Below are 25477 nucleotides of genomic sequence, written 5' to 3' on the forward strand. Positions count from 1 at the left end.
TCATGGGCTCCATCGTGCTCGTCGTCCGCCTGGTACTGGCCGACCTGCGCCGGCACCAGGTCCAGGCCGCGATGCTCCTGCTCGCGGTGATCGTGGCCACCGCCACGATGGCCCTGGGCCTGTCCCTGCGCGGCGTGAGCGACGCGCTGTACGAGCAGACCCGCGCGGCCACCGCCGGACCGGACCTGGTGGCGCTCACCGGCGAGACGGGCCCCACCGCGACCTCGACCCTGGCCTCGCTGACGGACGCTCCCGAAGTGGTCGCCCACCATGGCCCCTATCGCGTCGTCTACGCCAACCTCACCAGTGGCGATTCCCTGTCGTCCCCGGTGGTGGTGCAGGGCTTCGCCGAGAAGCCCGGCGCGCTCAACCGGCCCCTGGTGACCTCGGGCCAGTGGGTACGCCCCGGCGGCACGGTCCTCGAACGCGGCTTCGCCACCGCACTCGGCGTCGCCGTCGGCGACCACGTCACCATCGCCGGCCGCTCGTACCCCGTCGTCGGCATCGCCGTCACCGCGGCCACCTCCATCTACCCCTGGGCCGCGCAGATCGGCCCCGGCGGCGGCCCCAGCGACTACAGCGGCCTGGCCTGGATGACCCGGTCAGACGCCCGGACACTGGCGTCGTCCCAGCAGCTCCCGGTGACCTTGGCCATGGACCTCAAGCTGCGCGACCCCGCCGCCACCGAGGCCTTCATCGACGCCCGCCGCGTGCCCACCCTCAGGGTCAACCTGCACTCCTGGCAGTTCACCGCGCAACAGGACATGGTCATCCTCAGGAACAGCCAGCCGATCCTGGTCATCGGTAGCTGGTTGCTCAGCTTCCTGGCTGTCACCGGAGTGGCGGCGCTGGCCGCGGGACGCGCCGTCGAGCAGACCCGCCGGGCCGGCCTGCTGAAGGCCGTCGGCGCCACCCCAGGGCTGATCGCCGCCGTCCTGCTCACCGAATATCTGGCGCTGGCGCTGGTCGGCGACGCGCTGGGGCTGGTGATCGCCCGCCTGACCGTGCCCGCCATCGCCAGCCCCACCGCCAGCCGGATCGGCGACGCGTTCGGGCTCGGCGGCGCCCCTGTTGTCACGGCGACCGTACTCGCCGTCGTGGTGGCGGTGCTGTCCACGCTGCGTCCCACGTTGCGGGCCATGCGTACGGCGACCGTCACGGCGCTGTCGGCCACCGCGCACCAGCCCCGTCATCGGCCCTGGCTCACCGCGCTGTCCGCGCTGCTGCCCACGCCGCTGCTGCTCGGGCTGCGCCTGATGGCCCGCCGGCCAGGCCGCGCCGTGCTGCAGGCCTGCTCCACCGCCACCACAGTGATCTCGATCGTCGCCCTGCTGAGCCTCTACGCCCAATCGGACAGGGGCTACGGCCTGAACGGCTCCTCCGCCCTGCCCAACCTGCGCGGCGAGCTGGACCGCCGGCTGATGCTCGCCGTCACGATCCTGCTGATCGTCCTCGCCATCGTGAACACCATCACGTTCACCTGGACCAGCGCCATGGAGGCGCGAGCGAACATGGCCATCGCCCGCACACTCGGCGCCACCCCGGGACAGGTCTCCGCAGGCCTGTCGACTGCCCAGCTCCTGGCCAACCTGCCCGGCGCCATCATCGGCGCTCCCCTGGGGATCGGCCTGTTCTCGCTCTTCAGCGCCAGGAACTGGACGCCACCCCCCTCCTCCTGGCTGCTCGGCGCCGTACTCGCGACCGTCCTGACGACGGCGGCACTCACCGTCCTGCCCGCACGCCTGGCGGCGCGCCGGCCGGTGGCGCAGGCCCTCAGCGCCGAGACAGCCTGATCGGCCCCGCTCAGCAGGTGCCGGAATCGAGTTGAACGACCGAAAGGAATCATGAAGTGGCATCCGTCGGCATCCGGCGATTCATTGCGGGCACGGGGCAGCCCCGCGGATGGGTGACCCCCAGGACAGACCTGGTGACGGCGTTACTCGGGATCTGGTTCGGGGTCGGGCTGATGATCGACGCCTGGGCGCACGGCAACCTGGCGGAGCTGGAGACATTCTTCACTCCCTGGCATGCGGTGTTCTATTCCGGCTTCGCCGTGGTCTCCGGCTGGATCAGCTGGCAGGTGTGGCGCAACGTACGCGCCGGGCGGCAGGGGCCGGCGGCCGTCCCCACCGGGTATCTCGCCGGGCTGCTGGCGATTCCCGCGTTCGCCGCCTTCGGAATCGCCGATATGACGTGGCACACCGTACTCGGCATCGAGACGACCATCAACATCTTCTTCAGCCCGTCCCACCTCGGCCTCGTCGTGACGATGATGCTCATCATCACGACACCGCTGCGCTCGGCGTGGAACGCCCCCGACGTCGGCGCCCGGCCCTCGCTCGGCCGCCTGCTGCCCGCGCTGCTCGGGCTCGCGTTCGCCACCACGCTGGTGTCGCTGTTCCTGTCGTACGGCGACGCCCTGCAGTACCGGCCCCAAGCGATAGTCCAGGCATTCTCCATGGCGCAGGGCTCGGGCGCCGCGCCGCGGGGCGGCGGCCCCGTGGCGGTGGGGCCGAGCGCCGAACGGGTAGCCGTCGCGATGGCCGTCACCAACGTCGTCATGCTGGCCCCGGTGCTGTTCCTGGTGCGCCGCTGGCTGCTGCCGTTCGGTTCGGTGACCGTCATGTACGCGGTCATGACGCTCATGCCGGGTGCCCAGACGTCCTTCCGCAGCCTGCCGATCCTGCTGTCATTCGTGGTCGCCGGGTTCGTCAGCGACCTGCTGATCCGCCGGCTGCGGCCGTCGGGTGAGCGGCGCGCCGCCTACTGGGCCTTCGCGGGGCTGTCGGCCTTCGTCACCTGGTCGCTGTACATCGGGGCCGCCTCGGCCACCGGGGGCGGCCTGCCTGCCGTACCCGAACTGTGGACCGGCGCGCCGATCGTCGCCGGCCTGATCGGGCTGGCGCTCGGGGTGCTGTTCCTGCCCAACGCGGCCACCGCCCACCCCGTTCCGCCCAGTGCGGCCACCGCCGGCCGGACGCGATCCGATTCCGGGCGGGCGTAGCCGATCCGCGCGTACCCGGCCGGAGCGTCCCTGGGCGCCGTTGTCGCCGACAACGGCTGGCACACCCACGGTCGGTTCGGTTGTGGCGGGCACGGGCGTTGCCGCCCGGCGCGCTGGACGGGGCCGCGAGGGGCGCATGGGCTCATCCGGCATACGGCCCCGCACCGCCTTGGCCTCTCGTAGCGCCAGCGCCTGCTCAACGGCACGCAGCCCGCCAGAGATCCCGCCATAGGACACCAGGCCGACCGGCTTGGCGTGCCACTCCTTGTGGTGCCAGTCGACGGCGTTCTTCAACGCGGCGGGAAAACTGTGGTTGTACCCCGGGGTGATCACTACGAAGGCGTCGGCCGCGGCCAGCCGGGGGGGTCAACTCGGCCAGAGTGCTGGCTGCTTCGGGTGCAGGTGTGCCACCGAAAGCCGGCATCGCCAGGGGGAGCGGAAACCGGGCAAGGTCTACGAGGTCGATGACGAGGTCGCCGCGCCTGGCGGCATGGTCGGCGAACCAGTCCGCAACAGTGGCACCGAACCGGTCCTCCCGGACGCTTGCGACGATCACCGCGATCCGCAACTGCTCGGCCCGGCCGTCATGGGCAGTTTCCAGCATGAAGCCCTCTCCTGTTCGTCCACGTGAGAGCCTTCGGCCCTCGGGCACGAACAGGATCGAACTTAAATAGAGGTTTAAGTCAAGCAGTAGGCTCGCCGACATGCCCAACGATGTGATGATCCCTGAGGAGCTGACAATTGGAGAACTGTCGGCACGCAGCGGCGTGTCCGGTTCGGCGTTGCGCTTCTACGAGCGACAAGGACTCATCCACAGCCGCCGCACCACCGGCAACCAGCGTCGCTACCACCGCGCCACGCTACGGCGCGTCGCCTTCATCCGAGCCACGCAGAACGTCGGAATGCCGCTGTCCTGCATCAAGGACGTCCTCGACAGGCTCCCACGCGACGCCGAACCGATCCGCGAGTTCTGGATCGCGGTGTCGGGGTACTGGACGAACGAAGTCAACGAGCGCATTGCGCAGATGGAGCGGATGCGCGACAGGTTCACTGAGTGCATCGGCTGTGGCTGCCTCTCCTTCGACCAGTGCCAGCTCGTCAATCCTGGCGACGCACTGGCCGAGAAAGGCCCTGGCGCCCACCGCCTGCTGGAACCCTGACAGGCCACTCGACGACGCCGCGCTCGTTCCACCCGGCGCTCGAAGCCGGGCATCGGCCCCCTGCTGAACTGGACCAACCCGTCCGGTGCTTCCGCAGGACGGCGGCACCGGCCGGGCAGGGAGGAGCGTCAGGTGGCGAGGGTGGCGACCGGCTCCAGGCGTCATGGTCGTCCGCCTCCCAGACACAGACGTCGGTGACCCGCGCCGAGTAGAACTCCGTGTCGTAGAAGCGGGAACGGACGCTGCGGGTGCGGGCCTCGATCGCCGGGACCACTTGGGTGGTGAAAGCCTGAGCGAGGGCTCAGCCGCTCGCGGCGCTCATCGAGCACCGGGGCTCGCGTCGCGGCAGCCGCTCGACGACCAGGTCGTAGGAATTCTCGACCGCGTCGGTGACCAGTCGCTGGGTGATGCCGGGCCCCGGTCCCAGCGAGATCCAGTGCCGTTTGTCGAGGTAGCGGCCCGGTGTGATCGAGGGGTAGCCGCGCTGTTGCGCGCGGGCGTGTTCGGGTTCGCACTTGACGGTGATGATCTGCTGGTCCGGGTCGTCGGTGATGATCAGGAACACCTTGCCCGCGACCTTGTACACGTCGAGTGCGGGGGTGAAGGGGCGTCCGTGGCTGACGTCGGGGAGGGCGAGGGCCGCCTGGCGGGCGGTGTCCTGGAGCCGGTCGCCGGCCGTGCTCACCGGGCCGCCCGCGTGCCGCTGCCGTAGGTGTGCGGGTCGACGGGCTGCTCGGCCTTGGGCAGGTGAGCGACGACGAGCCGGTAGGAGTCGGTGACGAGCTCCCTGACGAGCTCCTCGTCGACGCCTTCCCCGCCCTCCAGCGTGATCCAGTGCTTCTTGTTCATGTGGTAGCCGGGGGTGATATGGCTGTTGTGTTCCCGCAGGGCGAGGGCCTCGCCGGGGTCCGCCTTAAGGATCACGACGGGACGCCCGGGAACCTCGGTCATCAGCATGAACACCTTGCCGCGCACTTTGAAGACCTCCCAGTCAGGGCCGAAGGGATGCTCGAGCTGGGCTCCGGGAAGTTCCTCGGCGCAGTCGGCGGCGGTCTTGTGCAGGGTCGATCCGTTCATGGGCGGTGGACTTCCTCAGGTGGTGATGGTCTGCGGCATCGATGGACGCGCAGGGCGCGTCGCGGCGGCACACCCCATCCTTCCCTCGAAACCGACAAAAAGGACGGTAGGCTGCGGACACGTGATGGTCGAGGAGCGACACCCCAGGCCGAGCGGCCAGGCCGGACCGGCCGCGGTCCCGCTGTACGGTTTCCAACCCCCGGTCGGCACTCCGTACGGGCTTGAGGTGAGTACCGTTGAGGACTTCTTCGCCCAGCACGACGACTGGCCGTGGAATCCGCCCCGTCCGGGCCGCGCCACCTTCCACTACCTCATCCTGGTCACCGAGGGTGAGCTGCGGCACGACGTCGACCACGTCACGCGGACCGTCGCCCCCGGCCAGTGGCTGTGGGTACGTCCCGGACACGCGCAGTGCTGGCATCCGCCCGGCACCGCCCGCGGCCCGTTCATCCTGTTCGAACCGGACGTACTGCGATCCGACATCGCCCGCCTGCTGGCCCCGCTCACCGCGCACGATGCTCCTGCCGTGCTGAGCCCGCACCCCGATGACGCCGCCTGGCTGCAGCAGACGGCCCTCCAGCTCCTGGACGAACACCGCGCACTCGGGCGCCGCCCCCTCGATGTCCACCACGCCCTGCGGCGCAGCCTGCTCGAATCGCTGCTGCTGCGCCTCGCCAACGCCCCCGGCATCACCCCCACCGGCGCGGCGACGGCCGGCACGGGTCGTGGTGACACGTACAGACGGTTCGTGGACGCCCTGGAGCTGCACTTCCGCGAGCTGCACCGGGCCGCGGACTACGCCGAGCTGCTCGGCTGCTCGGTCCGCACCCTCAGCCGCGCCGCCCGGAACGCCACCGGCAAGGGGGTGCGGGAGCTCATCGACGAGCGGCGGCTGCTCGAAGCCCAGCGCCTGCTGGGAGGTGCCCGGTGGGAGGCCCGGAGTGTGGCCGCCCACCTCGGCTTCACCGATCGCGCGAACTTCGGCCGCTTCTTCCGCGACCGCACGGGCATCACGCCGGCCGCGTTCGCGGCCCGCGACGCCACGACCGGTCCGTGAGCGGGGTGCGGCGCCCCGAGCGCTCGCCTCTCAGTCGTCCAGGACGACGACGTGCTTGCCCGGGGTGGTGCCGGACTCGACGTCGGCCTGGGCCGCACGAACTTGCTCCAGGCCGTGGTAGACCTTCGCGACCGGGACCTTGAGCCGTCCGTCGGCGATGGCCTGCAGCTGGTGCCGGAACACCTCGGCGGGCAGGTCGGCGGCCTCGCCCGCGTAGGCGGTCAGCCGCACCCCGCTCGGGATCATGAACGGGGTGAAGTCGGGGATCGTCCACTGGCCCGCCAGGGCCCCGGTGAAGCAGACGGTGCCGTGGCGGCGGACGGTACGCAGGGTGTCGGCGAGGACCGAGCAGCCCACCAGCTCCAGCGCGGAGTCGACGCCGTCCGGCATCAGCTCGCGCACCTGGCCGGCGATGGTGCCGTCGTCGACCAGGGGGTGGTCGACGCCCACAGCCCGCAGTTCCGCGGCTCTCTTCGGGCTGCGGGTGGTGGACAGCACCGTGGCGCCGAGGTCTTTCGCGATCGTGGCCGCGCTCAGCCCGACCGTGGAGGTGCCGCCGCGGATCAGCAGCGTCTGCCCCGCCCTGAGACCGAGGCCGGTGGTGAGAGAGCCGTACGCGGTCTGGAACATCTCCGGCAGCGCACCGACCACCTCCCACGGCAGGCTGGTCTCGAACGGGATGACCTGAGTTACGGGGACAGTGACGTACTGGGCGTACGAGCCGTCGAAGGAGCGGCCCATACTGCCCATCATGGTCGCCACTTGCTGTCCGGTGCGCAGCCCGCTGTCCTCCGGGGCCTGGTCGATCATCCCCACGCACTCGATGCCGGGGACGCGCGGATAGGTGACCTCCGGGTCCGACTCGCCCTTTCGGGTGGTGACCTCGGACTCGTTGACGCCGAACGCCTTCACCTTGATCCGCACCCAGCCGGGCCGGAGTGGGGGCACCGGCACTTCCTTGATCTCGAGTGCGTCGAGGTCGCCGGGCCGGGTGACGACGACGGCCCGCATCGTCGCAGGTGCGGCGTCACCGGCTGCTGTCGGTTGGCTCATGGCAAGCTCCTTGATCGGCCAGCGGTGGCCTTGCGCGGTTCCGTATCTCCTGAGGACCGTCAGGGGCGGTCGATGTCCTCGAACAGGTCGAGGGCCGCCTGGTAGTGGGCGGTGGCCTCGAAGGGCAGGTTGCCGACGCTTCCCGAGGTGGGCCGGGTGATGACGGGCGGCCACAGGCGGGTCCGCTCACCGGTGGCGAAATCGAGCACGATGTCGCGGATACGCGTGTCACGCTCGGCCTGTTCGGCGCTGCGGCCCGGCTGCTCCTGGCCGACCAGGGCGTACATCTCGGTGCCGTGCACGGCGGGTGCGCCCTCAGCGGGCCCGATCAGCAGGAGATGGGCGTTGCCACCGGCAGCGGCGTGGGCCAGGGCGCCGCGCGCGGCGGGCAGGGCGAAGGTGTAGTCCGTCAGGTACGCGGCGCGGACCTCGGCCGGAGTGCGGCCGTCCCGGTCGTAGGCGTCGACGATCTTCTGGGCGCGGGAACGGGGAAGGCGCCACCCTGCGACTTCGTCGGTGACGGCCTCGACGGTGTGCGGGTCGAACCGGTCGAGGTCGTTCGCCACCCACCAGCCCATCTCGTCACTGCCCGCGCTCAGCAGGATGTCCACGTCCCGGTGCGTACCGGAGGCCAGGACGTCCATGGGGTGGGCACGCAGCACCGCTCCGGGCTGTCCGGAGTCCAGGACGACACCCATGCTCGTGCCCAGCATCCCGCCGCGGACGCCCATGTCTCTCGGGGTGACCTTGTACGCGGCGGCCACCAGCGCGGCCGTGTCGAGGTGGAGCAGCTTGTCCGGGTTGTCCGCGACACCGAGTTCGGTGACGAACCGGTGCGCGAGTTCCTCGGCCCACCAGGCCGGCTGGATACGCGAGGGGCCTCCGGAGAATCCGGCCAAGCGCCGGTACAGGCCGTTGGCGGCAGGGGCGCCGAGCAGGCCGAAGGCGGAAAAGGCGCCGGCGCTGTGGCCGTAGACGGTGACATTGTCGGGATCGCCGCCGAAGTGGGCGATGTTCTGCTTGATCCAGGTCAGCGCGGCGATGACGTCCTGCAGGCAGAGGTTGCTGGCCTCGGCGAGCCGCCCGCCGTACTGCGAGAGCGAGACCGCGCCCAGGGCGCCGAGCCGGTAGTTGATCGACACGCCCACCACGCGTCCCGTCGCGGCCAGGCCGGCGGCGTTCGAGGTGATCTGCGTGTTCGCGCCGTACTCGAATCCGCCGCCGTGGATGTACACGGCCACCGGCAGCGCCTTGTCGGCTGGCTGCTCGGGAGCCCACACGTTCAGGTTCAGGCAGTCCTCGCCCATCCCGCTGTCCGCCTCGAGCCAGTCGCCCCCGTCGGGCTGGGCCGGGGCGACGCCCTTGCGGTCGTAGGGCCGGTGCGGATCGAAGTCCGCAACCACGGGGCGGCGGTATCGGTTGGCGGTGGCGTACGGGATCCCCCACCAGGACCGCACCCCTGGTGTGGTCGGGGCGGTAGGTGCGGTGGCGGTCATGGCTCTCCTTCGGGACAGGGAGGGTGTTGCGTCAGGGCTGCCGCGTCGCCGTCACGGGCGGTGAGATCCGCGGCACTCATCCAGGATGAGGGCGCTTCCGGCATATCGGCTCGTTGGGGGCGGACAACTCATAGTCGCCAGGAGACACCCGGAGCTCCCCGGATGGCTCTCCTCGACGAGAACGCGGTGTCGCTGTCCGTACCGTGGGAGACCTCGACGTCTCCCGGTCGTCGCCGGCCCTGCCGTAGAACAGGTCCTTGCCGGCGGAATCCCAGCTCCTCGATCGCCTGGTAGGTGAGGTGCTTGGGGCCGCCGCGGGTGAAGCGGCGCAGCATCTGGTGCGTCGGCGGTGCGCAGCCGCAGCGCGGTCGCGTACTTGATCATCTGGTCGTAGTGGCGGGCGATCAGGTCCCAGTCGATCGTCTTGTTCGACAGCACCGTCGCCAGGCGTGGCCAGGCCTCATCCCCGCCAGTTTCGGGGCCGGTCCCGGGCCGGTACAGCCGCGCCGACCCGACGCTCTTCAGCCGCGGCAGCAGCTTGAAGCCCAGCAGTTCGCTCACCACTCAGGTCAGCTCGACCGAACGCAAGGTAGCGCTGAGTAACATTGATTATGGTCGGTGCTCGCAGAAACGAACCGGCGCGGGCCTGCGACTCTTATGTGATCATTGGCGAGTGCGACCTGTGGGTGAGACTTCCTGGCCATCTGCTCTGAAGCGCGTGTCACTCGTGGCGGCCATCGCCGCCTCGCCTTTCCTCCTGCTGTACGCCGCCGCGATGGCCCATCCGTTGCCACCGGGCACGACGTTCGACGGGTCCGAACCTCAGGGGCCCGTGATCGGAGACTCCGGCGACTGCTGGGCCGGCTTCGCCTTCAGCCTCCGCACCGAACGCCCACCCGAGGAGATCAAGCGGTACTACGAGGCGGCTCCCTTCATGCGCACCGACGCGGACTTCTCCGAGCTGAGCGTCAGCGTCTCGCAGGAGTCCGCCGACCACGTATCGGTCGCCGTCGGCACGATTTCCTCTGGCATCGGGGACCTCCGCTGCTGGTGAACGCCACTTACGGCCCCAGATTCCAGATGTAACTCTCAGTCACTCTTCCTCGGAAGACATCAACCCGAGCGGTGGGTTCGCAGCACCTCCTTGGTCGGCGCTGCGCATCGAGCATGCTGCGGGCTCGCGATGGATGTGATCGGCTCGCTCAGTTCGACGACGTGCATGATGACCTTCCTGAAGAGTTGCCGTCACCACAACTGTCTGCCGGAAGTCCGGGGCGGGGTTGTCCTGGGCGAGTTGTTCAGGGCGTGCAGGCCGCCGAGGCGGACCGGGGCCTGCGGCAAAGCTGAAGATCGTGGTGTTGCGCCCGGACCATCCCGCCTTGTTCGGGCCGAAGAGCCGACTCAACACGGTTCTTCGTGCACCGCCCTGACCTGCTCGAACAGCCCGTAGCGCTCATTGCTGTCCCGTAGTTCCTCCCCCCGAAGCAGCGGGTGATCGCTCGGACGCCCTGAAGATCGCAGTGACTTCCAAGCCAGCTACCAGTGCCATGCACAACGGTGGGCGTCATCCCGACGGCGTGGGGTCGTCATACAGCAGGAAGGGAAGGGGCACGATGAGCGGCAGGAAGACCATGCTGGCGGTCGGAGCGGTGGCGGGGCTGATTGTGGGAGGCTCGGGGGTGGCGGTCGCCGGGGTGGTGGCCTCCGAGGGTGTGATCACAGCGTGCGTCACGTCAAGCGGCACGCTGCGCGTTCCCAGCACCGCGCGGCCCACGGCCAACCCGACGCCCTCCCCGACGACGCAGACGGAACTGGCGCCCACTGGCGAGCCGGGTCCGGAGGGGTGCGTGGCCGGGGAGCGGGTCATCACATGGAACCAGCAGGGTCCCGCGGGCCCCACCGGTCCTGCGGGCCCTGCCGGACCCACGGGTCCTGAGGGGCCGAACCCGTTCGACGGCCAATTCGAGGGCGGTCTGAGCAAGCTGCTGCATCCGCACACCGAAGGGTCCTACATCGGCACGTGCCTGCGCGGGCAAATCGCGGTGAGCGGCGGCTACGAGATCTTTGACTTGTACAACGAGGCGGCCGTGCCGGACGTCATCGTGTCCAAGGCGGCCCTGGTGTTCGACGCCGACGGCAAACCCCGCAGCTACGAGGTCAGGGCCAAGAACCCCACGGACAGGCTGCTCAACGTTTACTCCCGCGTGCACTGCGTCCCGGAGTGAGGCGTTTCTGCGAGATCAGGGTGGGGGAACGCAGGGACAGCCATTAGGGGTTGCCGTAGCATCCGCCGAACATCCAACACATTTGGCTGACCTGCGGAAACGTTTGATTTGAGAAACGGTGGGTCACCCCGGGGCCGACGCCGATGGCGCTGTGGCGTTCGCCTCGTCGCGGTCGCGAAGCATGCGCAGGGAAGTGGCCGGGGAGGGATGCCGGCCCTTCTTCCTGCCCTTGGTGATGACGAGGCGGGCGGCGATGTCGCGCCGGCTGAGGCCCTGCGCGCGCAGGTGCTGGGCCATGGACAGCATGGCCTCGTCGGTCACAGCGGGGCCGCCGATGGCCTTGCCGCGGGCGCGGGCCGACTCGTGGCCTTTTAGGGCCGGCCGGGGAAGTACTCGCGTTCCATTCCCGCCAGTGCCGCTACAGCGGCTACGAGGACCACCGTCGTAGCGGAGCCCCGTACACCACCGTGCACGACCCGCTCAACGCCAAGTTCGCCCGGATGCGGCCCCTGCGCGCCGTCCGTGCGATCGTCGCCGCCTGCGAGGCCGACCTGGACCAGCGGGTCGGGGCCTGGCGCGCCATCAGCCTCAAGCGGTTCCAGCAGGACAATCCGCCTCCTGCCAGTCTGGCCAGGTAGAACGGCTGGTCGTTGATGCCCGCCATCCCGGAAGCCACCGTTATTGGGACGCGCCTACCGGGACTGTAAGAACAACGGCTCTGTCTCTCTTTCGGTGGTGACGGAGAGTTAGGCCAAGAGAATGCGGTGGCGGAGCAGTGTGAAGCCGGCTCGGCCGTGCATCTGGCGCATGATGCGTTTGGTCTTGGTGTTCACGCCTTCGGTGCCGCCGTTGTGGAAGGGCAGGGTGACGGCCGCTTGGACGGCGTCGCGGTCCTGGTGGAGGCCGCGGATGAAGGCGTGCAGGTGAGGCAGGTCGGTGGCGCGGGCGGTGGCGATCCACGCGTCGAGGTGGTCAGCGTTGTCGTCGCGTGGCCGGATCAGGTCGGCGAAGCTGCGGACGAGTTCGGCCAGGTCGATCATCTCGGGGCAGGTGGTGGTGAGGTCGTCGAGCAGGCGGCGGTGCTCGTCTTTGAGGTTGTCGGGCTGGGTGAGCAGGAGCCGGGCGAGGCGGCAGGGTGAGATGGGCAGGCGGTCGGCTTCGACGCGGCCTTGGGTGATGTAGCGGTAGAGGAGGTTGAAGCTGCCCGGGTAGCCGAGGGCTTTGATCTCGTTGAACAGGTGCAAGACGGGGACGGCGGGATCCTCGGCGCGGCGGCGCCGCAGGTGGTCGCGGTAGGAGTCGACGAGGGTGGGCCAGTACTGCGGGGCACGTTGCAGGCGTTCGGGTTCGGACACGCGGGCGTAGCGTTTGACGGTGTTCAGGCCCAGGTTCAGCCGGCGGGCGCATTCCAGCAGGCCGACGCCCTTGCCGAGCAGGTCGTGGATCTGCTGCCAGCGCTCACGGGTGGTCTGCGCGCGTTTGCCGTCCTTGATCGGTGGTCCGGCCTTGGCCCAGCAGGCGCTATGTCCGGCGACTTCCTTGGTGACGGCCTCGCTGAAGTTGTGCCACAGGGTACTGGTGGGCCGCTGACGAGGTGCCTGCTGAGCAGGTCCTTCTTCAGCGACCCCCAGCCCGAACGACGCATGCGACTTATCACCGCACGTCGCTCTCCAGTGACTACTCCGTGAGTGCTGAGACAGGGTCCTTGCCGTGGATGTCCGCGTGACAGTTTCCGCAGACCACGAGGGTCTTACGGTGTCGTGCGGCCATGAGATCTGCCCACGGCGGCCGCTCTCCCGCTCGTCCGAGGTCAGCGAGTCTGGCGACGTGGTGGACCTCCACCTGGTCGACATGCCCGCATGATTCGCATCGTCCGGCCAGGAGCCGGGTGACCAGTTCCTTGCGTTTGATGTTGACCGGGGGCAGCCGACGGTCGGTGACGACCGTCTTCTTGTTCTGTCTCAGCGGGATCCCGCCGAACCGTCCGACCAGTGGTTTCCTGCCGACGCGTTCGATGCGAGCCTCGAAGCACTTGCGCAGCCCGTGCGGTGTGGCGATGGTGGCCGCGTACTTGCGGGCCATCTTCGACACCGTCGAGCGGTGCTTGTTGGCCAGCGTCATCAGCATCGAGGTCTCCATGACCCATTGCAGCCGGGCGAGTCGGAAGACGTCGCCGGCCAGCAGGTAGTACTGGACGATGCCGCGGTATTCGGATCCGAAGGTGCTGATGATGACATGGTCGTCTTGGTTCAGCAGTTCGGGCCGACGCGCGGGTTTGCCGCGCTGCATGTACCGGGCCTGCTTGGCGACCACCACCGTGCGGGGGACATGCAGACCGACCGTCCCGTTGAGGGAGCGTCGTCTGCCGGAGACCTTACGGTTGTCGTGATGCACGGTGATGTTGTAGCCGAGGAACCTCGCCGCCCCGGTGCGGGCGTGTGTGATGAGCGTCTTGTCCGGCGACAGTTCCAGTTTGAGATCGTCACGCAGGAACTGCGCCAGACGCTCTTTGATGTCCTCTGCTTCTGCTTTCGGTCCGGCGAACCCGAGGAGGGTGTCGTCGGCATAGCGCACATACCGCAGCCGTCGATAACCGGGATCCTGCGGATCCAGGCTGGGAATGCGGTGGAGTTGCTTGCGCAGCTCGCGCACTGCCGTGCGGTCGCCGCGCTTGCTCGCACGCTGCATCGCGCCCCATATTCGATAGAAGGCGCGATTGCCTTTTCTGACCTTTCCTTGGGTGTATTGCGGGATCAGAGTCTGTTCGATGAACTCATCCAACTTGTGCAGATAGATATTGGATAGGATGGGAGAAACGACTCCGCCTTGCGGGCTTCCGCTGTGCGTGGCGTTCCAGATCCAGTCCTCCATGTATCCGGCCTTCAGCATGTTCCGCATCAGCCGCAGAAACCGATAATCGTGGATTTTCGCGCCCAGTATTTTGAGCATGACCTCGTGGTCGAGCCGGTCAAAACACTGAGCGATATCTCCCTCGATGAACCACGTCGTCCCCGTCCACGTGTGCGCCACGTCACGTAAAGCGGTGTGGCAACCTCGGCGAGGACGGAAACCGTGGGAGGCGTCGGAGAACGTCGGCTCGTAATACGCCTCAAGAAGCAGGCGGATCACCTCGCCGACGAGCTTGTCCGACCACGGCGGCAGGCCGAGCGGGCGCAGTTTCCCGCTACCCGCCCCTTCGGGATGTAGACCCTTCTGGCTGGGCTCCATCGGTAGCGTTCGTGGCGCAGCGCCTCGATGATGCGCTCGATCTTGCCCAGTGACATGCCGTCCACGGTCTCTGCGCTGACCCCGGGTGTCATTGCTCCCTTGTTGGAGTACAGACGCCCATAGGCCAGCAGATACAACTGCGGGTTGAACAGTTGCCGATACAGTTCGTTGCACGGCAGGCCGCGCCTGCCGCGTTCACGGAGGACACCCAGCACCGTTTCGGCGCTCTGCATTTCGCATACCTCCTGAGTTCTGTGGTGCCCGATCACCTGGCCCCCTTCGCCCGAATGCAGACGGCTTTCCCATCCTCCTTGGCCGGTCGTTACTCCGGCGACTACTACGGGGCCTCCGTCGCCATAGGAAGATCTCTTCCCTTAGGCGATCCCATGTTCGTCCTTGTCGTACGTCATAGCGTGATGTAGGTGCCCCATTCATTCCCTTGAATGCCCTCACTGGGCATCGCTCCGCACTCCGGAGGTTGCGTCGGCCATGGCATAAAGCCGTCGCAGAGTGTGGCGTCGGTTACGGGCAGCTTTCCGACGGATTCGACCTTCAATCTTCTGGGAATTAGGGTTCAGGCAATCCAGCTTTCACCGTGTCACGCGGGTCTCTCGACGCGCCGTCCCTACTGCCTGGACCCGGCCGCCGATTTCCTGGCATGCTCTGGTCCCCTTTACCGTTTCCGGATCGGGTAAGCCATCAGACCCAAGAACCTCCCTCCGAATTCCTCCCGGCTGAACCGGGGATACGACAAGGCGCCGCATGGCGCACTGCCAGCGGTCGGCGACCTGGATGGCGTCCGGGAGTGCGCGGCGGATCGCTTCGGCGTAGGCGCCGGAGCCGTCCCGGCACACGATCTGCACCCCGGGATGGGTGCGCAGCCATGCTTCCAGGACGTCGGCGGTGCGGCCGGGCAGGACGTCGATGCGCTCGCGGGTCTCGGCGTCGATCAGTACGGTGGCGTAGCGGTGACGTCGGCGCAGCGCAAAGTCGTCCACGCCCAGCACGCGGGGGACCCGTGGCAGGGGCAGGGGCAGACGTAACAACAGGCGCAGGGCGGTATGCCGCGATAAGCGCACGGCCAGCGCGGATAACGCTCTCTTGCCAGCGCGTCCGGCCAGCTCGCGGACCACAGCGCCGATCTGGGAGGTCAGGCGAAGGGTGCGGCGTTGATAGCGTTCCAGCACTCCGGGCAGTTGTTCGCGGAAGGTCTGACGGCAGCCGCGAGTCGGGCAGACCAGACGGCGGATCCGCACCACCACCAGCACCCGGCGGGCGTCGATCGGGACATCGGCCACACAGCGCTGGTGATAGCCGTGCACGCGCGCCGTCTCGACCCCGCAGCCTGGACAGGCGACCGAGCCGTCCGGGGTTCGCGCACGTACCCGAATCTGCTCGCCCTCGTCCGCCACGTCTTCTACGACCAGCGGCGATAACCCCGAAAACACCGTACGCACAAGATCGTCCACACCGAGCACAACTTAGCGTGACGTTACGGTACCTTCCGTCACCACCGAATCCGCGACAGAGCCGTTATCTAGACAGACCCGCCCGTGACGGGGAGCGGATGCTGACGCATTCGAACGGCCAGGATTGGCTTGTGTCCTGGCACCCTGTCGACGACCCACAGGAAGGCAAGCCTCATGGAGCCGCCGGCATCTGCGTGCCGGCTGCCAATGAGATGGTCCTGATCAGCCATGATGGCGAGCACTGGGGTTTCCCGGCCGGACGTCCTGAAGGAACAGAGACTATCGAGGAGACCCTTCGCCGGGAAATGCTCGAAGAAGCGTGCGTCACCGTCATCGGTAGCCGCCTGCTTGGATCTTCCCGCAGCGAATGCGTGCGCGGGCGCGAGCTTGGCCTGGTCCTGATCCGCTCTTACTGGCGCGCGGAGGTCCGGCTTCAGGAATGGCAGCCGGAGTTCGAGATACGGCATCGGCGGGTGGTTCCCGAGTCCGAGGCGAAGAAATACGTCCACGATCCCGACCTGGCCGCGACCCGGGTTTCCTTCCGTGCTCTGGACGAGGCAGTGGCAGGTGACGGCCCCCGACCTCCGTGAGCGCCCGACCCGCCCGCCCGGGGCCCTCGCTGGATATGCTGCGGGAAGCGATCTCCGTCGCCTCGGGAAGCGATCTTCGACATACCCTCAGCGCCCCAGGCCACACCTACTCGTGAACGTCCCGAGGCGGGTTCGTTGGATTCTGCTCCATTGCTGCCGGGACTCCCGATCGCAGCGCCATCGTCTGGAACCTATCCACCGGAAGGCCCCGCCATACGCTCGGCCACTCGAAGTCGGTGAACGCCGTGACTACCTTGATGCTGCCCAACGGCACTCCGGTGGCGGTCACCGCCAGTGACGATCGCAGCGCCCTCGTCTGGGATCTATCCACTGGCAAACGTCGGCGTGCCCTCGAAGGCCACCTCAATTCGGTGAACGCCGTGGCTACCCTGGTGCTGCCCGACGGCAGCCCCGTGGCAGTCACCGCCAGCGACGATTGCACCGCCATTGTCTGGAACCTGGACACCGGACAGCGCATTCACATCCTCGAAGGCCACTCAAGCTCTGTGCGCGCTGTGGCTACCCTGATGCTGCCCGACGGCACCCCCGCAGCCATCACCGCCAGCGACGACCGCACCGCCATCGTCTGGAACCTGGACACCGAACAGCCGGTGTGGCGGCTGACGCTGCCAGCCGAAGGACGATGCGTATCGGCGACGGATGTAGGCTTCATCATCGGCTGCGGTCGGGAGGTCGCCCATTTCGTGTGGACTTCGTAGACAGCCAAGAGAAGGCCCAGTCCAGATCCTCGTCGGCATCGGCCTGGGCCATCAGCGCGGTGAATACCCGCTCCCACGTACCGCCTATGGTCCACATTCGCAGCCGGGGATGTGTCTAGGACTACTGGACGGACCCCGCCTGGGCAGCGCCGGAAACTGGGCCTCATCGCCTGACGGCCGCCAAGGTTGAGGGCAGACCTTGCGAGCTCGAGGCATCCTTAGAGGACACCAGAGGACGACGATGAAGCCTCTCCCGATCGCGTCGCCGCCGCGGTGCTCGTCATCGCGATCGGCTGGATGCTCGGACCTGGCGCATCCTGGCGGCTGGAACATGTCGATGGCGTGACCGGCCTGCATGGTGAGAAGCTCGCCGCCGCCATCGACGTCAGCCGGTGTGTCGCCACGCCAAGGACAGGCGCTTGGCCACGTCGATCCCGGAATCGTGCACCGGCTTGACGGCGATGTGATCCACGAGCATGGCGAGCAGTTCCCTCCGCGCCGCCGGGTCAGCGTTGCCCCACCAGCTCTCCACGGTGTCGGTGCCGGGCGGCACGATGTCGGCGCTCCGCTTCTGCGCGATGGCCAGCAACAGCCCGGGCGCCAGCTCGGGCGTTCGCAGCCGCTCCAGCACCTGCTCGGCTACGGCGGGTGCGAGCACGCGCGCCGCGATGCGGACCCGTCCGCACCCTTCGGCCGTGCACGTGTAGCTGATGACGCCGGCGGCCTGGTCCTGCTGCAGCACCTGGCCCACGCCGGACGCATCGCCCCTGAACTCCAGGCCAGTCCCGCCACCAGCACCTGTCCAGCCTCGGCCGCTACGTCCAGCTGGGCGAAGAGACCTCCGCCCAGCACGACCCCGCGGCCCGCCGGCGCAAGCGCTGACGCCAGGCATCTACGCCACGCGGTGTGTTTCTGGCGTACTCCGGCCGGACCCGTTCTTGAGCCGGTTGACCAAGGTCGTGAGATCGCGGGCTACGGCGACACGCCGGGAACTGCCGTGCTCACCAAAGGTCGTGGACCGTCTCCTCCTACGTTGATGCTCACGTGGTAGAACTCGAGCTGGAGTCTAGAGAGGCAGCGCCGACCATCTATCCACCCCCGTCAGCGCACTCGCGAAGGGGAGGATGTCATCGCATGTACATCTCGAAGACGAAGATGGACGACTTGATCGAGGAGTTCCCGTTGAGCTTCTGGAGTCGCCTTTCAGGAACCATTGGTTTGACAATACCGCCGGTAAAGTTCGACATGACGCTCAGGGAGCGGCCCGAGAAGAAGTCTGCGGTCCGCGGACGTATCGAGAAAGCGCTTCTCAAGCAAGGCAAGCTGGGACCGGTGGACGATCCTCCGACAGGCCTCGAGGGGAAGACTCGCTACATCGTTGGTGATTTGGTCATGCGCTGGGCGGTGCACGAGGACGTTCGTCCACAGATCGTCTGGTTTGTCGGTTCGACCGAACGAACACTGGTCGCTCTGGGCGGTCGCGCCGAGCACCTAACCGGGATTTACCAGCATGACCTGCGCGACAAGGCACCTGAATCGGCCGAGCTCAAGCACGTCGAAAAGCAAGTTGTCGCCGATCTTGCGCGCAAAATCGAACCAGGACTTACGGTGGAGCAGAGAACCTACAGCACCGGTCATTGGGTGCACGACGTCGTCACAGTGCATGACTACTGGGCCAGCGAGCTAGCCGACCACGTCCGCTTCCTTGCCGTGGTTGAAGAGTATTGTCGCCCGGGAGAGCTCGGCCCATCTGACCCCACTAAGGCTGTTCTGCTGGGTTCGCCTGTATATCTTTTCAAGATCGGCTAACGCGAGAAGTGGGTCTCAGTCACGCTGACAGAGTGGTAGGCGTTCGGGAATGCCACCCCCTCTAAACGCACGCCATCACTTGGCCTGCCCGTCTGACGGATTATCGGGGGTTGTCAGACAAGCCGGTCACGTCAGGGACAGGCGCCACCGGCAAGCTTGGCGGGCGGTGCCGGGCGTGGGGCGGGATGACGGACCGCAAGGTCCCGCACAATCCATTCCAGATCAGCCAGTAGGGCAGCGCTTATCTTGGGTCTTTGAGCGTTATGACTGGTCAGCAGGCTGATGTTGAGTAAGGCAAGTTAGGCAACGGCGCCCAGCGTCGCGGGTTCAAGCCAAGATCGCCGGGTCGGAAGGGCGCGGTCTGCCCCCTTCCGCTCGCGAATATGTGCCCAGCCGCCAGGTAGGTCTTGGCCGCGCTTCTTTCCCTGGCGGACTGAGGGCTTTGATCTCACAATGTCCGTCATGGTCGGATGGACGGACTTCACCGCTGGCACTGGTCAGCATGGCCCGGCTCCATGTCGCCTCCGCGGTCGAAGCCGCCCGCGCCGGCTACAAAGGGGCGCCGGTCGACCTCAAGGGACATCTACCGCCGCACGCCATCAAGGCGGTGCTGGACGCGTACCGGGAGGAGGGCTCACAGTTGGTGCGGCTGTCCCGCTCGATCGAGGTAGTGGAGAGGGCGCTGCGCGGCGACGTCTTCACCGCCACAATGCGCGGGCAGGGCCGCGGTTCAGCTCCTGGATCTGCTTGATACTCGTGCATCGCCGACAGGTTGCGACTCCCAGCCAGGAGATGTGTGGTCCGACCGCCGTTTCTGCAGGAGCCGGATCCGGCGCCTTGCGAGGGGGCGCCACTGCAGGCTCGCACGAGCAGGAAGGACAACACCCAACCGGCCGGTGCACCCAAACCCTCCAGACCCGGCCCAGGACGTCCACCCGGGATCCCCAATCGCCGACCCGCACCCCCCTACGACGTGGGCAAGACCGTCAAACGCGGCCGCACCCTCGCAGCACTACAACAATCCGGAGGATAAAGAACAAGCTAAGGCCGCAGGTGTGAGGTTGGGGTCGGTCATCGTGCCACCTTTCGCTGCGACTGGTTGCCCGAACCCAGCGGCATCTTGTCATTGTTCTTCAGTGAGCGGGTCAATGTGTCGACCAGGCGAGGTGGGCGCATAAGGCCATGATCGGGCTCACCTCAGCCCCCGCTGATCGATGTCGTCGGGACGTGAACGCTGTACCTGCTGCTCTGCGCCGGACAGGCGCTGCTGAAGGTCCTGTTCCCTGCGCTCGGCCGCCTCGAGGTCGGTCTTGGCCACGGCCAGGGCGACGGCCGCGTCGCCGGCTTCGCGCTGGGCTGCCGACAGTTCGCCGCGTACACCCTTGAGTTCGCCGCACACCTCCCTGAGCTCCTCGGTCGCTTCCTCGGTCTCGATCCTGCACGGCTGCCTCAAGACCGGCACCCTTTACGACGAGGTCACGGCGTGGGGACATAACGCCGAATCGGTCGCTGCTTGACATTCAAGTTCCAGGGATGTCTTTCTCTCGTACTTGATCTGGCCCCGGAGTAGGGGCCGCTCACTGCAAGCGGTCCGCAAGCGCGCGTAAACGGCTTCTCGGGATAGTCACTGTTCGTGAGCGTGATCGTCCTCGACCCCAGCCTCCCCGAGGGGCACCGCCGGCTGATGGCCACCCAGCCGGAGCTCCTGCCGCCTGCTCCCGAGCGGCCCGCATGGGGCGGGCGGACGCCCGGTGACGTCCTGACCGTCCTGCCGCAGTCGGCGCTATGGGGTTTCCTTCCCCTTGTCGTCGGACTGGTCCACCGTGGCAGGATCGTGCTCCTCCCCGGGCTGCTGCTGCAGGCGGCCGTGCTCGGCATCTGGATCCGGTACGGCTTCACGACGTTCTTCCTCGCCGGACTGGCCGTGCAGGCAACGGCCTTCCTCGTGCTCCTGGCGCTGGCGGGCGAGTCGCCCGTGGCGGGGTACGGCCGCCGCCACCGCGGCAGGTACGTGACCGCCTCGATGCTGGAGCCGCTGGACGCCGCGCTGCTGGAGCGGACCGTGGCCGCCACCGCGACGGTCCTGCGGTCCAGGCTCGATCGGGACGGCCTGCTCGACGGCATCGCCAACCGGGTGATCCTGCCCCGCCAGGAGTGGGAGATCGCCGAGACGCTGACCGAGCTGACCCGGCTGCGGCGCGAGCAGGCGGGCGCGCGCTCGGGACGTGTCACCGAGCGCATCTCCGCCATGCTCGAATCCCAGGAGGAGGCGCTCAAGGTGGCGACCCGCGCGCTGGCCTGGCGCATCTCCTCCCTGGAGGAGTACGCGCGGCGTACCGAGGAGGCCGAGGAGGTGTACGCCGAGTGGCGGACGCTGCAGGACCTGGCGGATGACGGCGACGCCTACCGCGAGCTGCTCTCCAGGACCGTACGCGACGACCTGGCGGCCGGCGAGGTCGGCGAGCTGGCCGAGCGCGCCGAGCGCCTCGAGGCGTCCCTGCGCGAGAGCGTCGAGCAGGCCCGGCTCGCCGGCCTCACCCTGATCCCCCGGGAGGGCTGACCCATGCCGCACACCTCCGACCGCATGAAGCGGCTCATGGCACCGTTCCCGAAGTGGGTCCCGCTCCTCGGCTCGGCGGTCCTCCTCGCCGAACTCGTCATCGGCATCCCTGTGGCCGTCGGCGGCGGGTCCACCGAGGAGCCACGTTCGATGCCGAGCCCGTCCCCGAGCGTGACGGCCGTTCCACCGAGTCCTGTGCCCGCCGCGCCGACGTCCACCCCGACCCCCACCCTTGCGACGGCCACCCCGTCCCCGAGCGGGCTCGAGGTCACGAGGATCCAGGAAGGGAGAGTCGTCAAGCTGCGCCTCCGGCCGGGTCAGGGCTCGCCCGTGATCGGCAGGGTGACCGACCCCAAGACCGGCCTGTCGTTCGCCGAGCTGGGCTCCCCGTGGCGGCCGAGCCGCCCGATCGGCGACGGCCCCATCAAGGATGGCCGCTACAACCTCCGCCAGACGCTGCTGACCGAGACCTACGGCACGGACGACGGTCGCGAGTGGTGGGCCGACATCGACTCCCAGCAGCTGTGGTCCGACCTCGACGCCGGCGACAGCCTCTACGACGCCGCCCGGGCGATGCTGGACTACAAGCAGGACAGCGCGTTCCCCTCCGGGACGACGGGCCGTGACATCGCCTCGCAGCCGGTACGGCGCGGCTGGCTGCTCGCCCGGATGATCCAGATGCCGCCGAGCCCCGACGGCCGCAAGGCGAGGCAGGAGCTGTCGGTCGCCATCGCGGTCGACACGGGACGCCCGCGGCCCGCGGTCCTGTGGATCACCATTCCCGACACGCACCGGCGCCTGTGGCCGGACGTCGACACGCTGGTGAAGTCCCTCAAGGTCGTTCCCCGGCGGTGAGCACCGACCCGCGCCACCCCGTCCGGGTCTCCCGAACGGGGTGGCGCCTGTTCAGTCGGTTCAGTACGGCCGTTGGAGGAAGCGGCCCAGCGACGGGTCGTACAGGCGGCCTGACACCAGGACCGTCCCGTCCAGGGCGGTCGGGTGGAACGCGCCGCCCAGCCAGCCGTAGCGGCTCGGCCGGGTGGCCAGGCCGAACTCGTCGTACCCGATCACGGTGGCCAGGCCGCTGTCGAGGTCCAGCTCGCTGCCCACGTGCCCACCGACCGTGAGCAGCTGGAGGCGGACCGACCCGGTCGCGCCCGTGAGCGCGGCCAGCTCTCCGCCGACGGCGGCCACGTTGCGGACGACCGCGCCGTTCTCGGCCGTCCAGGAGGGCCGCTCGCCGTCGGAGCCGTAATGGTGGACGGCGACCGCGCCCGCCTCGGTGGTCTCCGACCTGATCCGGCCCGCCGGATCGCGCGTCCACGTCAGGCTCCGCTCGCCGGAGGTCTGCTCGGCCGGCAGGCCGTCGGCGAAGTAGCCGACGGTCCGCCCACCCGGCAGCGAGGTGGTGCGGCCCGCCGGGTCGTAGCCGTAGCCGTCTCCGGTCAGCCTGCCGTCGGAGGTGTAGGCGTACGTCGTGATGCTCGCGGCGGAGTCGTCGGCCACCGGACAGTCCTCGTCCGACGCCTGCACGGCGAGCCGGGTCCGGTTGCCCGCGCCGTCGTGGCCGTAGCGGCGTAGCGTGCACACCGGGAACACCATGTCCAGCGCCGACGCGAGCTGCCCCGCCTTGTCGTAGCCGAGCTGCCGCTCGCTCATGGTGTCGGTGCGCATGCTGAGCACCTCCTGCCCGTGGACGTTCCGGCCGACCTCGTCGATCATCACCGGGCCTTCCATGCCGTCCCTGGTGTAGATCCGCGCGTAGTTCTGCCCGCGCTCGTCGTACGGCGACTGCAGGTGCAGCCCGCCCGGCAGGTCGCCCTCGATCTGGCGGCCGTCGGCGTCGTAGCGGGCGGTGAAGGTGCCCGCCGCCGAGTCGGTGACCGAGGTGGGCAGGCCGCGCGGCTCGGCCGCGTGGTCGTAGGCGTAGACCCTGGTGGACGGGGCCGAGTCCGTGACCTTGACCGGGCGGTCGAGGTCGTCGTACTCGGTGCGGGTCTGGCCGCCGTCCGCGTCGGTGTGGGAGATGACCCGACCCAGCCGGTCGTAGGCCGTCACGATCTTCTCCGTGCCGCGCCACCGCTCGGTGGGCCGGCCGGTGGCCGGGCTGTAGCCGATGCCGATCTCGGCCTCGCCGCCGGCCCGGGTCGAGATGGGGCGGCCGGCCGGGTCGCGCTTGATCGTGGTGACCGTGTCCCCTCGGTCACGGTGTCGGGCAGGCCGGAGGCGGTGTAGGTATAGGTCTTCCCGCCGTCCTGGCACACCAGGCCGGCCCACTCGGGCCGTCCGCCGCAGGTGCCGCTGCCGGTGGCCGTGTGGAGAACCGGCCCTGCGGTGTCGGTGGTGACCGCCCGGCCGCCGGGGTCGCGAACGGTCCTGATCTGCCGGCCGGTCGCCCAGTCGTAGGACAGGGCGGTGGTCTTCACGTCCACGTCCGGCTTGGACTCGCGCCCGACGATCACGGCGCCGACCTTGACGGTGGTCGGCAGGTCGCGGGCTGTCGCTCCGGACGGCCTGCCCTCGTCGTAGGGGCGGCACCGGAATACGAGCGAAACGTGCCACGTGGCCCACGGTCGGGGCGGATTGGCCTGCCAGTAGGAGATTGAACCGGGTTTGCTGTCACATCTGTTGACGCTGTGCGGGATGATGATCGACGGCGACCCCGTCGTGATCTCTGGTGGGAGTCGGCCCAGCTGAGCCTGATGGCCCTGCCGGCGATGACGGCGGAGCAGCGTGCGAAGGCGTTGACGGAGGTGGCCGAGCGGCCAGGGCGGTGAGTTCGGTGGCGTCGCGGCCCAGCCGCTGTTCCCGTCCCGCCAGAAGGTCCACCCGCTGCCGGGGAGCCGCGATGACGCCGCTGACGTTCGCCTGCCAGCACGTGCCCGGTGTCACCGTGATCTCGATGGCCGGAGACCTGGACGCCGCCAACGTCGACCAGCTGGACGCCTTCGTCAGCCGGGCGCGTCGGCAGCCGGGCGATCACGTGGTGCTCGATCTCAGCGAGGTGCCGCATGTGGGCCGGTCCGGCCTGCGCGTGCTGCTCAATGTCCGGGCCCTGCTGCGCCGGCACGGAGGCGACCACCTGGCCTCCCTCCAGCAGGCACCTGCCCGGCTGCTGAACGACACCGGAGCCAGGCTCATCCTGACCGTGCATCACGTACAGCCGGGAGTCGTGCACGGTGCACGTGCACACCGCCAGGGTCAGGCGTCGTCGCGTCCCCCAGGTCGTCGTAGGGCTCGCCGCAGGCCAGGCGCTTGGTGTCCCAGCGTCGGCGCTGACAGCGACCCGGCCGGCGTACCGCAGCATGGCGCCGACCGGGGTCGCCTCGCGTGCGAGCGTGCCCCTTCCCCGGCGGCGGCATCGCACCGATCATGCATATCAGTAGCTAAACCAGTCGCGATCAGTGAATACCGGATCTTCGCGCCCCCGGCGCGAAACGGGGGTCAGGCGTCGTCGTCCCACAGGTCGTAGTCGTAGGGCTCGCCGCGGGCCAGCCGCTGCTCGCGCAACTGCTGGCGTTCGGCATCGGTGATGCAGGTGATGTACTCCCACCGGCTGACCCGCTGGACCTTGCCGCGGGCCAGGTCGTGCTGCAGCACGATCCGGGAGGAGCGGCCCATCTCCTGCTCTTTGACCACCAAGGGGTCTGTCGCCTCCCACGGCACGCCAGCCCAGGAGGCGTTGTCGGCGATGTCGACGGCCGCACGGTGCGCGGGGGAGCCGTGCTGGCGAGGTCCGTCGGCCAGGGGTTCCCAGCAAGAGGCGCACCGCACCCACGCGACCTTGTCAAGCTGGCCGACGTCGGTGTCGACGACGACGTCCTGCACGCCGCTGCCGGGGTCGGCGGTGTTGACCAGGGCGTTGACCACCGGCCCGGTGTAGGTGACCTGCAGGAAGGAGGACCTGCAGTGCGGGCAGACCGGCACCCGCTTGGTCGCCGGCAACCGCTCGCCCAGGACCTTCTCCTGCGCGCGCCGTTCACGTTCGGCTTCCTGCTCGGCGAGGTGGCGCTGCCACACCGCGGCCGCC

At 68.6% G+C, this 25477-nt stretch carries 27 protein-coding genes and 5 pseudogenes; 14 read left to right on the forward strand and 18 right to left on the reverse strand.

All coding sequences use genetic code 11. The annotated features are described in order from the left end of the window. The first annotated feature begins 2 nt into the window (after nucleotides 1–2). The gene (locus HD596_RS43530; RefSeq protein WP_185075235.1) at nucleotides 3–1793 is read left to right on the forward strand and encodes an ABC transporter permease; all 1791 of its coding nucleotides are present in this window, start codon (nucleotides 3–5) and stop codon (nucleotides 1791–1793) included. Nucleotides 1794–1927: 134 nt separating this feature from the next. Beyond that, nucleotides 1928–3004: a hypothetical protein gene (locus HD596_RS43535; protein ID WP_185075236.1), complete on the forward strand. Its 1077-nt coding sequence runs from the start codon at nucleotides 1928–1930 to the stop codon at nucleotides 3002–3004. A gap of 246 nt (nucleotides 3005–3250) precedes the next feature. On the opposite strand, the pseudogene HD596_RS65230 reads toward HD596_RS43535, so the two are convergent. Together HD596_RS65230 and HD596_RS65235 are read right to left on the reverse strand one after the other, a co-directional pair. After that, nucleotides 3251–3337, reverse strand: a pseudogene (locus HD596_RS65230) (NADPH-dependent FMN reductase); the annotation flags it as partial. A 115-nt stretch (nucleotides 3338–3452) separates the two neighbouring features. Beyond that, nucleotides 3453–3710 (reverse strand): annotated as a pseudogene (locus HD596_RS65235) (hypothetical protein); the annotation flags it as partial. Between HD596_RS65235 and soxR the strand changes: the two are divergent. Next, complete coding sequence (gene soxR / locus HD596_RS43545) at nucleotides 3709–4164, forward strand: redox-sensitive transcriptional activator SoxR (RefSeq protein WP_376776030.1); 456 nt, start codon at nucleotides 3709–3711, stop codon at nucleotides 4162–4164. The pseudogene HD596_RS65235 and the gene soxR overlap by 2 nt on opposite strands. Here soxR and HD596_RS65905 read toward each other — a convergent pair. From HD596_RS65905 to HD596_RS43560, 3 genes and pseudogenes are all read right to left on the reverse strand, one after another. Continuing rightward, nucleotides 4103–4444, reverse strand: a pseudogene (locus HD596_RS65905) (darcynin family protein); the annotation flags it as partial. The gene soxR and the pseudogene HD596_RS65905 sit on opposite strands and share 62 nt — an antisense overlap. Nucleotides 4445–4465: 21 nt before the next feature. Then, nucleotides 4466–4849, reverse strand: a complete 384-nt coding sequence (locus HD596_RS43555; protein WP_185075237.1) for an MmcQ/YjbR family DNA-binding protein — start codon at nucleotides 4847–4849, stop codon at nucleotides 4466–4468. After that, the gene (locus HD596_RS43560) at nucleotides 4846–5241 is read right to left on the reverse strand and encodes an MmcQ/YjbR family DNA-binding protein (protein ID WP_185075238.1); all 396 of its coding nucleotides are present in this window, start codon (nucleotides 5239–5241) and stop codon (nucleotides 4846–4848) included. The genes HD596_RS43555 and HD596_RS43560 overlap by 4 nt, the downstream gene beginning before the upstream one ends. Before the next feature lie 226 nt (nucleotides 5242–5467). On the opposite strand from HD596_RS43560, the gene HD596_RS43565 reads away from it, so the two are divergent. Then, nucleotides 5468–6298, forward strand: a complete 831-nt coding sequence (locus HD596_RS43565; RefSeq protein ID WP_221519826.1) for a helix-turn-helix domain-containing protein — start codon at nucleotides 5468–5470, stop codon at nucleotides 6296–6298. Nucleotides 6299–6328: 30 nt separating this feature from the next. Here HD596_RS43565 and HD596_RS43570 read toward each other — a convergent pair whose 3' ends face one another. Genes HD596_RS43570 through HD596_RS65910 form a run of 3 tightly spaced genes read right to left on the reverse strand, consistent with a single transcriptional unit; the run spans nucleotide 6329 to nucleotide 9411 of the window. After that, the gene (locus HD596_RS43570; RefSeq protein WP_185075240.1) at nucleotides 6329–7351 is read right to left on the reverse strand and encodes an alcohol dehydrogenase catalytic domain-containing protein; all 1023 of its coding nucleotides are present in this window, start codon (nucleotides 7349–7351) and stop codon (nucleotides 6329–6331) included. 59 nt (nucleotides 7352–7410) lie between these two features. Continuing rightward, complete coding sequence (locus tag HD596_RS43575; protein ID WP_185075241.1) at nucleotides 7411–8847, reverse strand: carboxylesterase family protein; 1437 nt, start codon at nucleotides 8845–8847, stop codon at nucleotides 7411–7413. A 51-nt stretch (nucleotides 8848–8898) separates the two neighbouring features. After that, nucleotides 8899–9411, reverse strand: coding sequence for a Tn3 family transposase (locus HD596_RS65910; RefSeq protein ID WP_376776032.1), 513 nt, complete (start codon nucleotides 9409–9411; stop codon nucleotides 8899–8901). Between the two features lie 154 nt (nucleotides 9412–9565). Here HD596_RS65910 and HD596_RS43585 point away from each other — a divergent pair, with 154 nt between their 5' ends. Beyond that, entirely contained in the window at nucleotides 9566–9901 is a 336-nt protein-coding gene (locus HD596_RS43585) for a hypothetical protein (RefSeq protein ID WP_185075243.1), read from the forward strand. A gap of 559 nt (nucleotides 9902–10460) precedes the next feature. After that, the gene (locus HD596_RS43590) at nucleotides 10461–11072 is read left to right on the forward strand and encodes a hypothetical protein (protein ID WP_185075244.1); all 612 of its coding nucleotides are present in this window, start codon (nucleotides 10461–10463) and stop codon (nucleotides 11070–11072) included. Between the two features lie 123 nt (nucleotides 11073–11195). Here the strand turns inward: HD596_RS43590 and HD596_RS43595 are convergent, their stop codons facing one another. Beyond that, nucleotides 11196–11393: a hypothetical protein gene (locus HD596_RS43595; protein ID WP_185075245.1), complete on the reverse strand. Its 198-nt coding sequence runs from the start codon at nucleotides 11391–11393 to the stop codon at nucleotides 11196–11198. 146 nt (nucleotides 11394–11539) lie between these two features. On the opposite strand from HD596_RS43595, the gene HD596_RS43600 reads away from it, so the two are divergent. Further along, nucleotides 11540–11710, forward strand: coding sequence for a hypothetical protein (locus tag HD596_RS43600; protein WP_185075246.1), 171 nt, complete (start codon nucleotides 11540–11542; stop codon nucleotides 11708–11710). A 108-nt stretch (nucleotides 11711–11818) separates the two neighbouring features. Here HD596_RS43600 and HD596_RS43605 read toward each other — a convergent pair. The 4 genes and pseudogenes from HD596_RS43605 to HD596_RS43615 all read right to left on the reverse strand — a co-directional run. Further along, nucleotides 11819–12643 (reverse strand): annotated as a pseudogene (locus HD596_RS43605) (transposase); the annotation flags it as partial. Nucleotides 12644–12749: 106 nt separating this feature from the next. Then, entirely contained in the window at nucleotides 12750–14300 is a 1551-nt protein-coding gene (locus HD596_RS43610; protein WP_221519828.1) for a reverse transcriptase/maturase family protein, read from the reverse strand. Next, the gene (locus HD596_RS60845; protein WP_221519829.1) at nucleotides 14198–14533 is read right to left on the reverse strand and encodes a hypothetical protein; all 336 of its coding nucleotides are present in this window, start codon (nucleotides 14531–14533) and stop codon (nucleotides 14198–14200) included. Before HD596_RS60845 ends, HD596_RS43610 begins: the two co-directional genes overlap by 103 nt. A 540-nt stretch (nucleotides 14534–15073) precedes the next feature. Beyond that, nucleotides 15074–15778, reverse strand: a pseudogene (locus HD596_RS43615) (ISL3 family transposase); the annotation flags it as partial. Nucleotides 15779–15867: 89 nt separating this feature from the next. Between HD596_RS43615 and HD596_RS43620 the strand changes: the two are divergent. After that, on the forward strand, nucleotides 15868–16359 hold the full coding sequence (locus HD596_RS43620) for an NUDIX hydrolase (RefSeq protein WP_185075247.1): 492 nt from the start codon (nucleotides 15868–15870) through the stop codon (nucleotides 16357–16359). Nucleotides 16360–16538: 179 nt separating this feature from the next. Next, complete coding sequence (locus HD596_RS65240) at nucleotides 16539–17078, forward strand: WD40 repeat domain-containing protein (RefSeq protein WP_313047652.1); 540 nt, start codon at nucleotides 16539–16541, stop codon at nucleotides 17076–17078. A 385-nt stretch (nucleotides 17079–17463) separates the two neighbouring features. Here HD596_RS65240 and HD596_RS43630 read toward each other — a convergent pair whose 3' ends face one another. Next, nucleotides 17464–17829, reverse strand: a complete 366-nt coding sequence (locus tag HD596_RS43630) for a hypothetical protein (protein WP_185075249.1) — start codon at nucleotides 17827–17829, stop codon at nucleotides 17464–17466. Between the two features lie 383 nt (nucleotides 17830–18212). Between HD596_RS43630 and HD596_RS43635 the strand changes: the two genes are divergently transcribed. Together HD596_RS43635 and HD596_RS43640 are read left to right on the forward strand one after the other, a co-directional pair. Then, nucleotides 18213–18887, forward strand: a complete 675-nt coding sequence (locus HD596_RS43635) for a DUF7019 family protein (protein WP_185075250.1) — start codon at nucleotides 18213–18215, stop codon at nucleotides 18885–18887. 502 nt (nucleotides 18888–19389) lie between these two features. Beyond that, entirely contained in the window at nucleotides 19390–19638 is a 249-nt protein-coding gene (locus HD596_RS43640) for a hypothetical protein (protein WP_185075251.1), read from the forward strand. A 441-nt stretch (nucleotides 19639–20079) separates the two neighbouring features. Here the strand turns inward: HD596_RS43640 and HD596_RS43645 are convergent, their stop codons facing one another. Then, nucleotides 20080–20340, reverse strand: coding sequence for a hypothetical protein (locus HD596_RS43645; RefSeq protein WP_185075252.1), 261 nt, complete (start codon nucleotides 20338–20340; stop codon nucleotides 20080–20082). Nucleotides 20341–20520: 180 nt separating this feature from the next. Between HD596_RS43645 and HD596_RS43650 the strand changes: the two genes are divergently transcribed. Further along, nucleotides 20521–21447 carry a hypothetical protein gene (locus HD596_RS43650; protein ID WP_185075253.1) on the forward strand — a complete coding sequence of 309 codons (927 nt, stop codon included), beginning with the start codon at nucleotides 20521–20523 and terminating at the stop codon, nucleotides 21445–21447. Nucleotides 21448–21483: 36 nt separating this feature from the next. Further along, on the forward strand, nucleotides 21484–22302 hold the full coding sequence (locus tag HD596_RS43655; RefSeq protein WP_185075254.1) for a hypothetical protein: 819 nt from the start codon (nucleotides 21484–21486) through the stop codon (nucleotides 22300–22302). A gap of 60 nt (nucleotides 22303–22362) precedes the next feature. Here HD596_RS43655 and HD596_RS43660 read toward each other — a convergent pair whose 3' ends face one another. After that, the gene (locus HD596_RS43660) at nucleotides 22363–23505 is read right to left on the reverse strand and encodes an RHS repeat protein (protein WP_185075255.1); all 1143 of its coding nucleotides are present in this window, start codon (nucleotides 23503–23505) and stop codon (nucleotides 22363–22365) included. Beyond that, nucleotides 23502–23909: a hypothetical protein gene (locus HD596_RS43665; RefSeq protein WP_185075256.1), complete on the reverse strand. Its 408-nt coding sequence runs from the start codon at nucleotides 23907–23909 to the stop codon at nucleotides 23502–23504. Before HD596_RS43665 ends, HD596_RS43660 begins: the two co-directional genes overlap by 4 nt. A gap of 386 nt (nucleotides 23910–24295) precedes the next feature. On the opposite strand from HD596_RS43665, the gene HD596_RS65915 reads away from it, so the two are divergent. After that, nucleotides 24296–24919, forward strand: a complete 624-nt coding sequence (locus HD596_RS65915; RefSeq protein WP_185075257.1) for an STAS domain-containing protein — start codon at nucleotides 24296–24298, stop codon at nucleotides 24917–24919. Here the strand turns inward: HD596_RS65915 and HD596_RS43675 are convergent. After that, nucleotides 24892–25467: a hypothetical protein gene (locus tag HD596_RS43675; protein ID WP_185075258.1), complete on the reverse strand. Its 576-nt coding sequence runs from the start codon at nucleotides 25465–25467 to the stop codon at nucleotides 24892–24894. The two genes, HD596_RS65915 and HD596_RS43675, sit on opposite strands and share 28 nt — an antisense overlap. Nucleotides 25468–25477 lie beyond the last annotated feature (10 nt).

This window comes from Nonomuraea jabiensis (genome assembly GCF_014204795.1).
GTDB lineage: Bacteria > Actinomycetota > Actinomycetes > Streptosporangiales > Streptosporangiaceae > Nonomuraea > Nonomuraea jabiensis.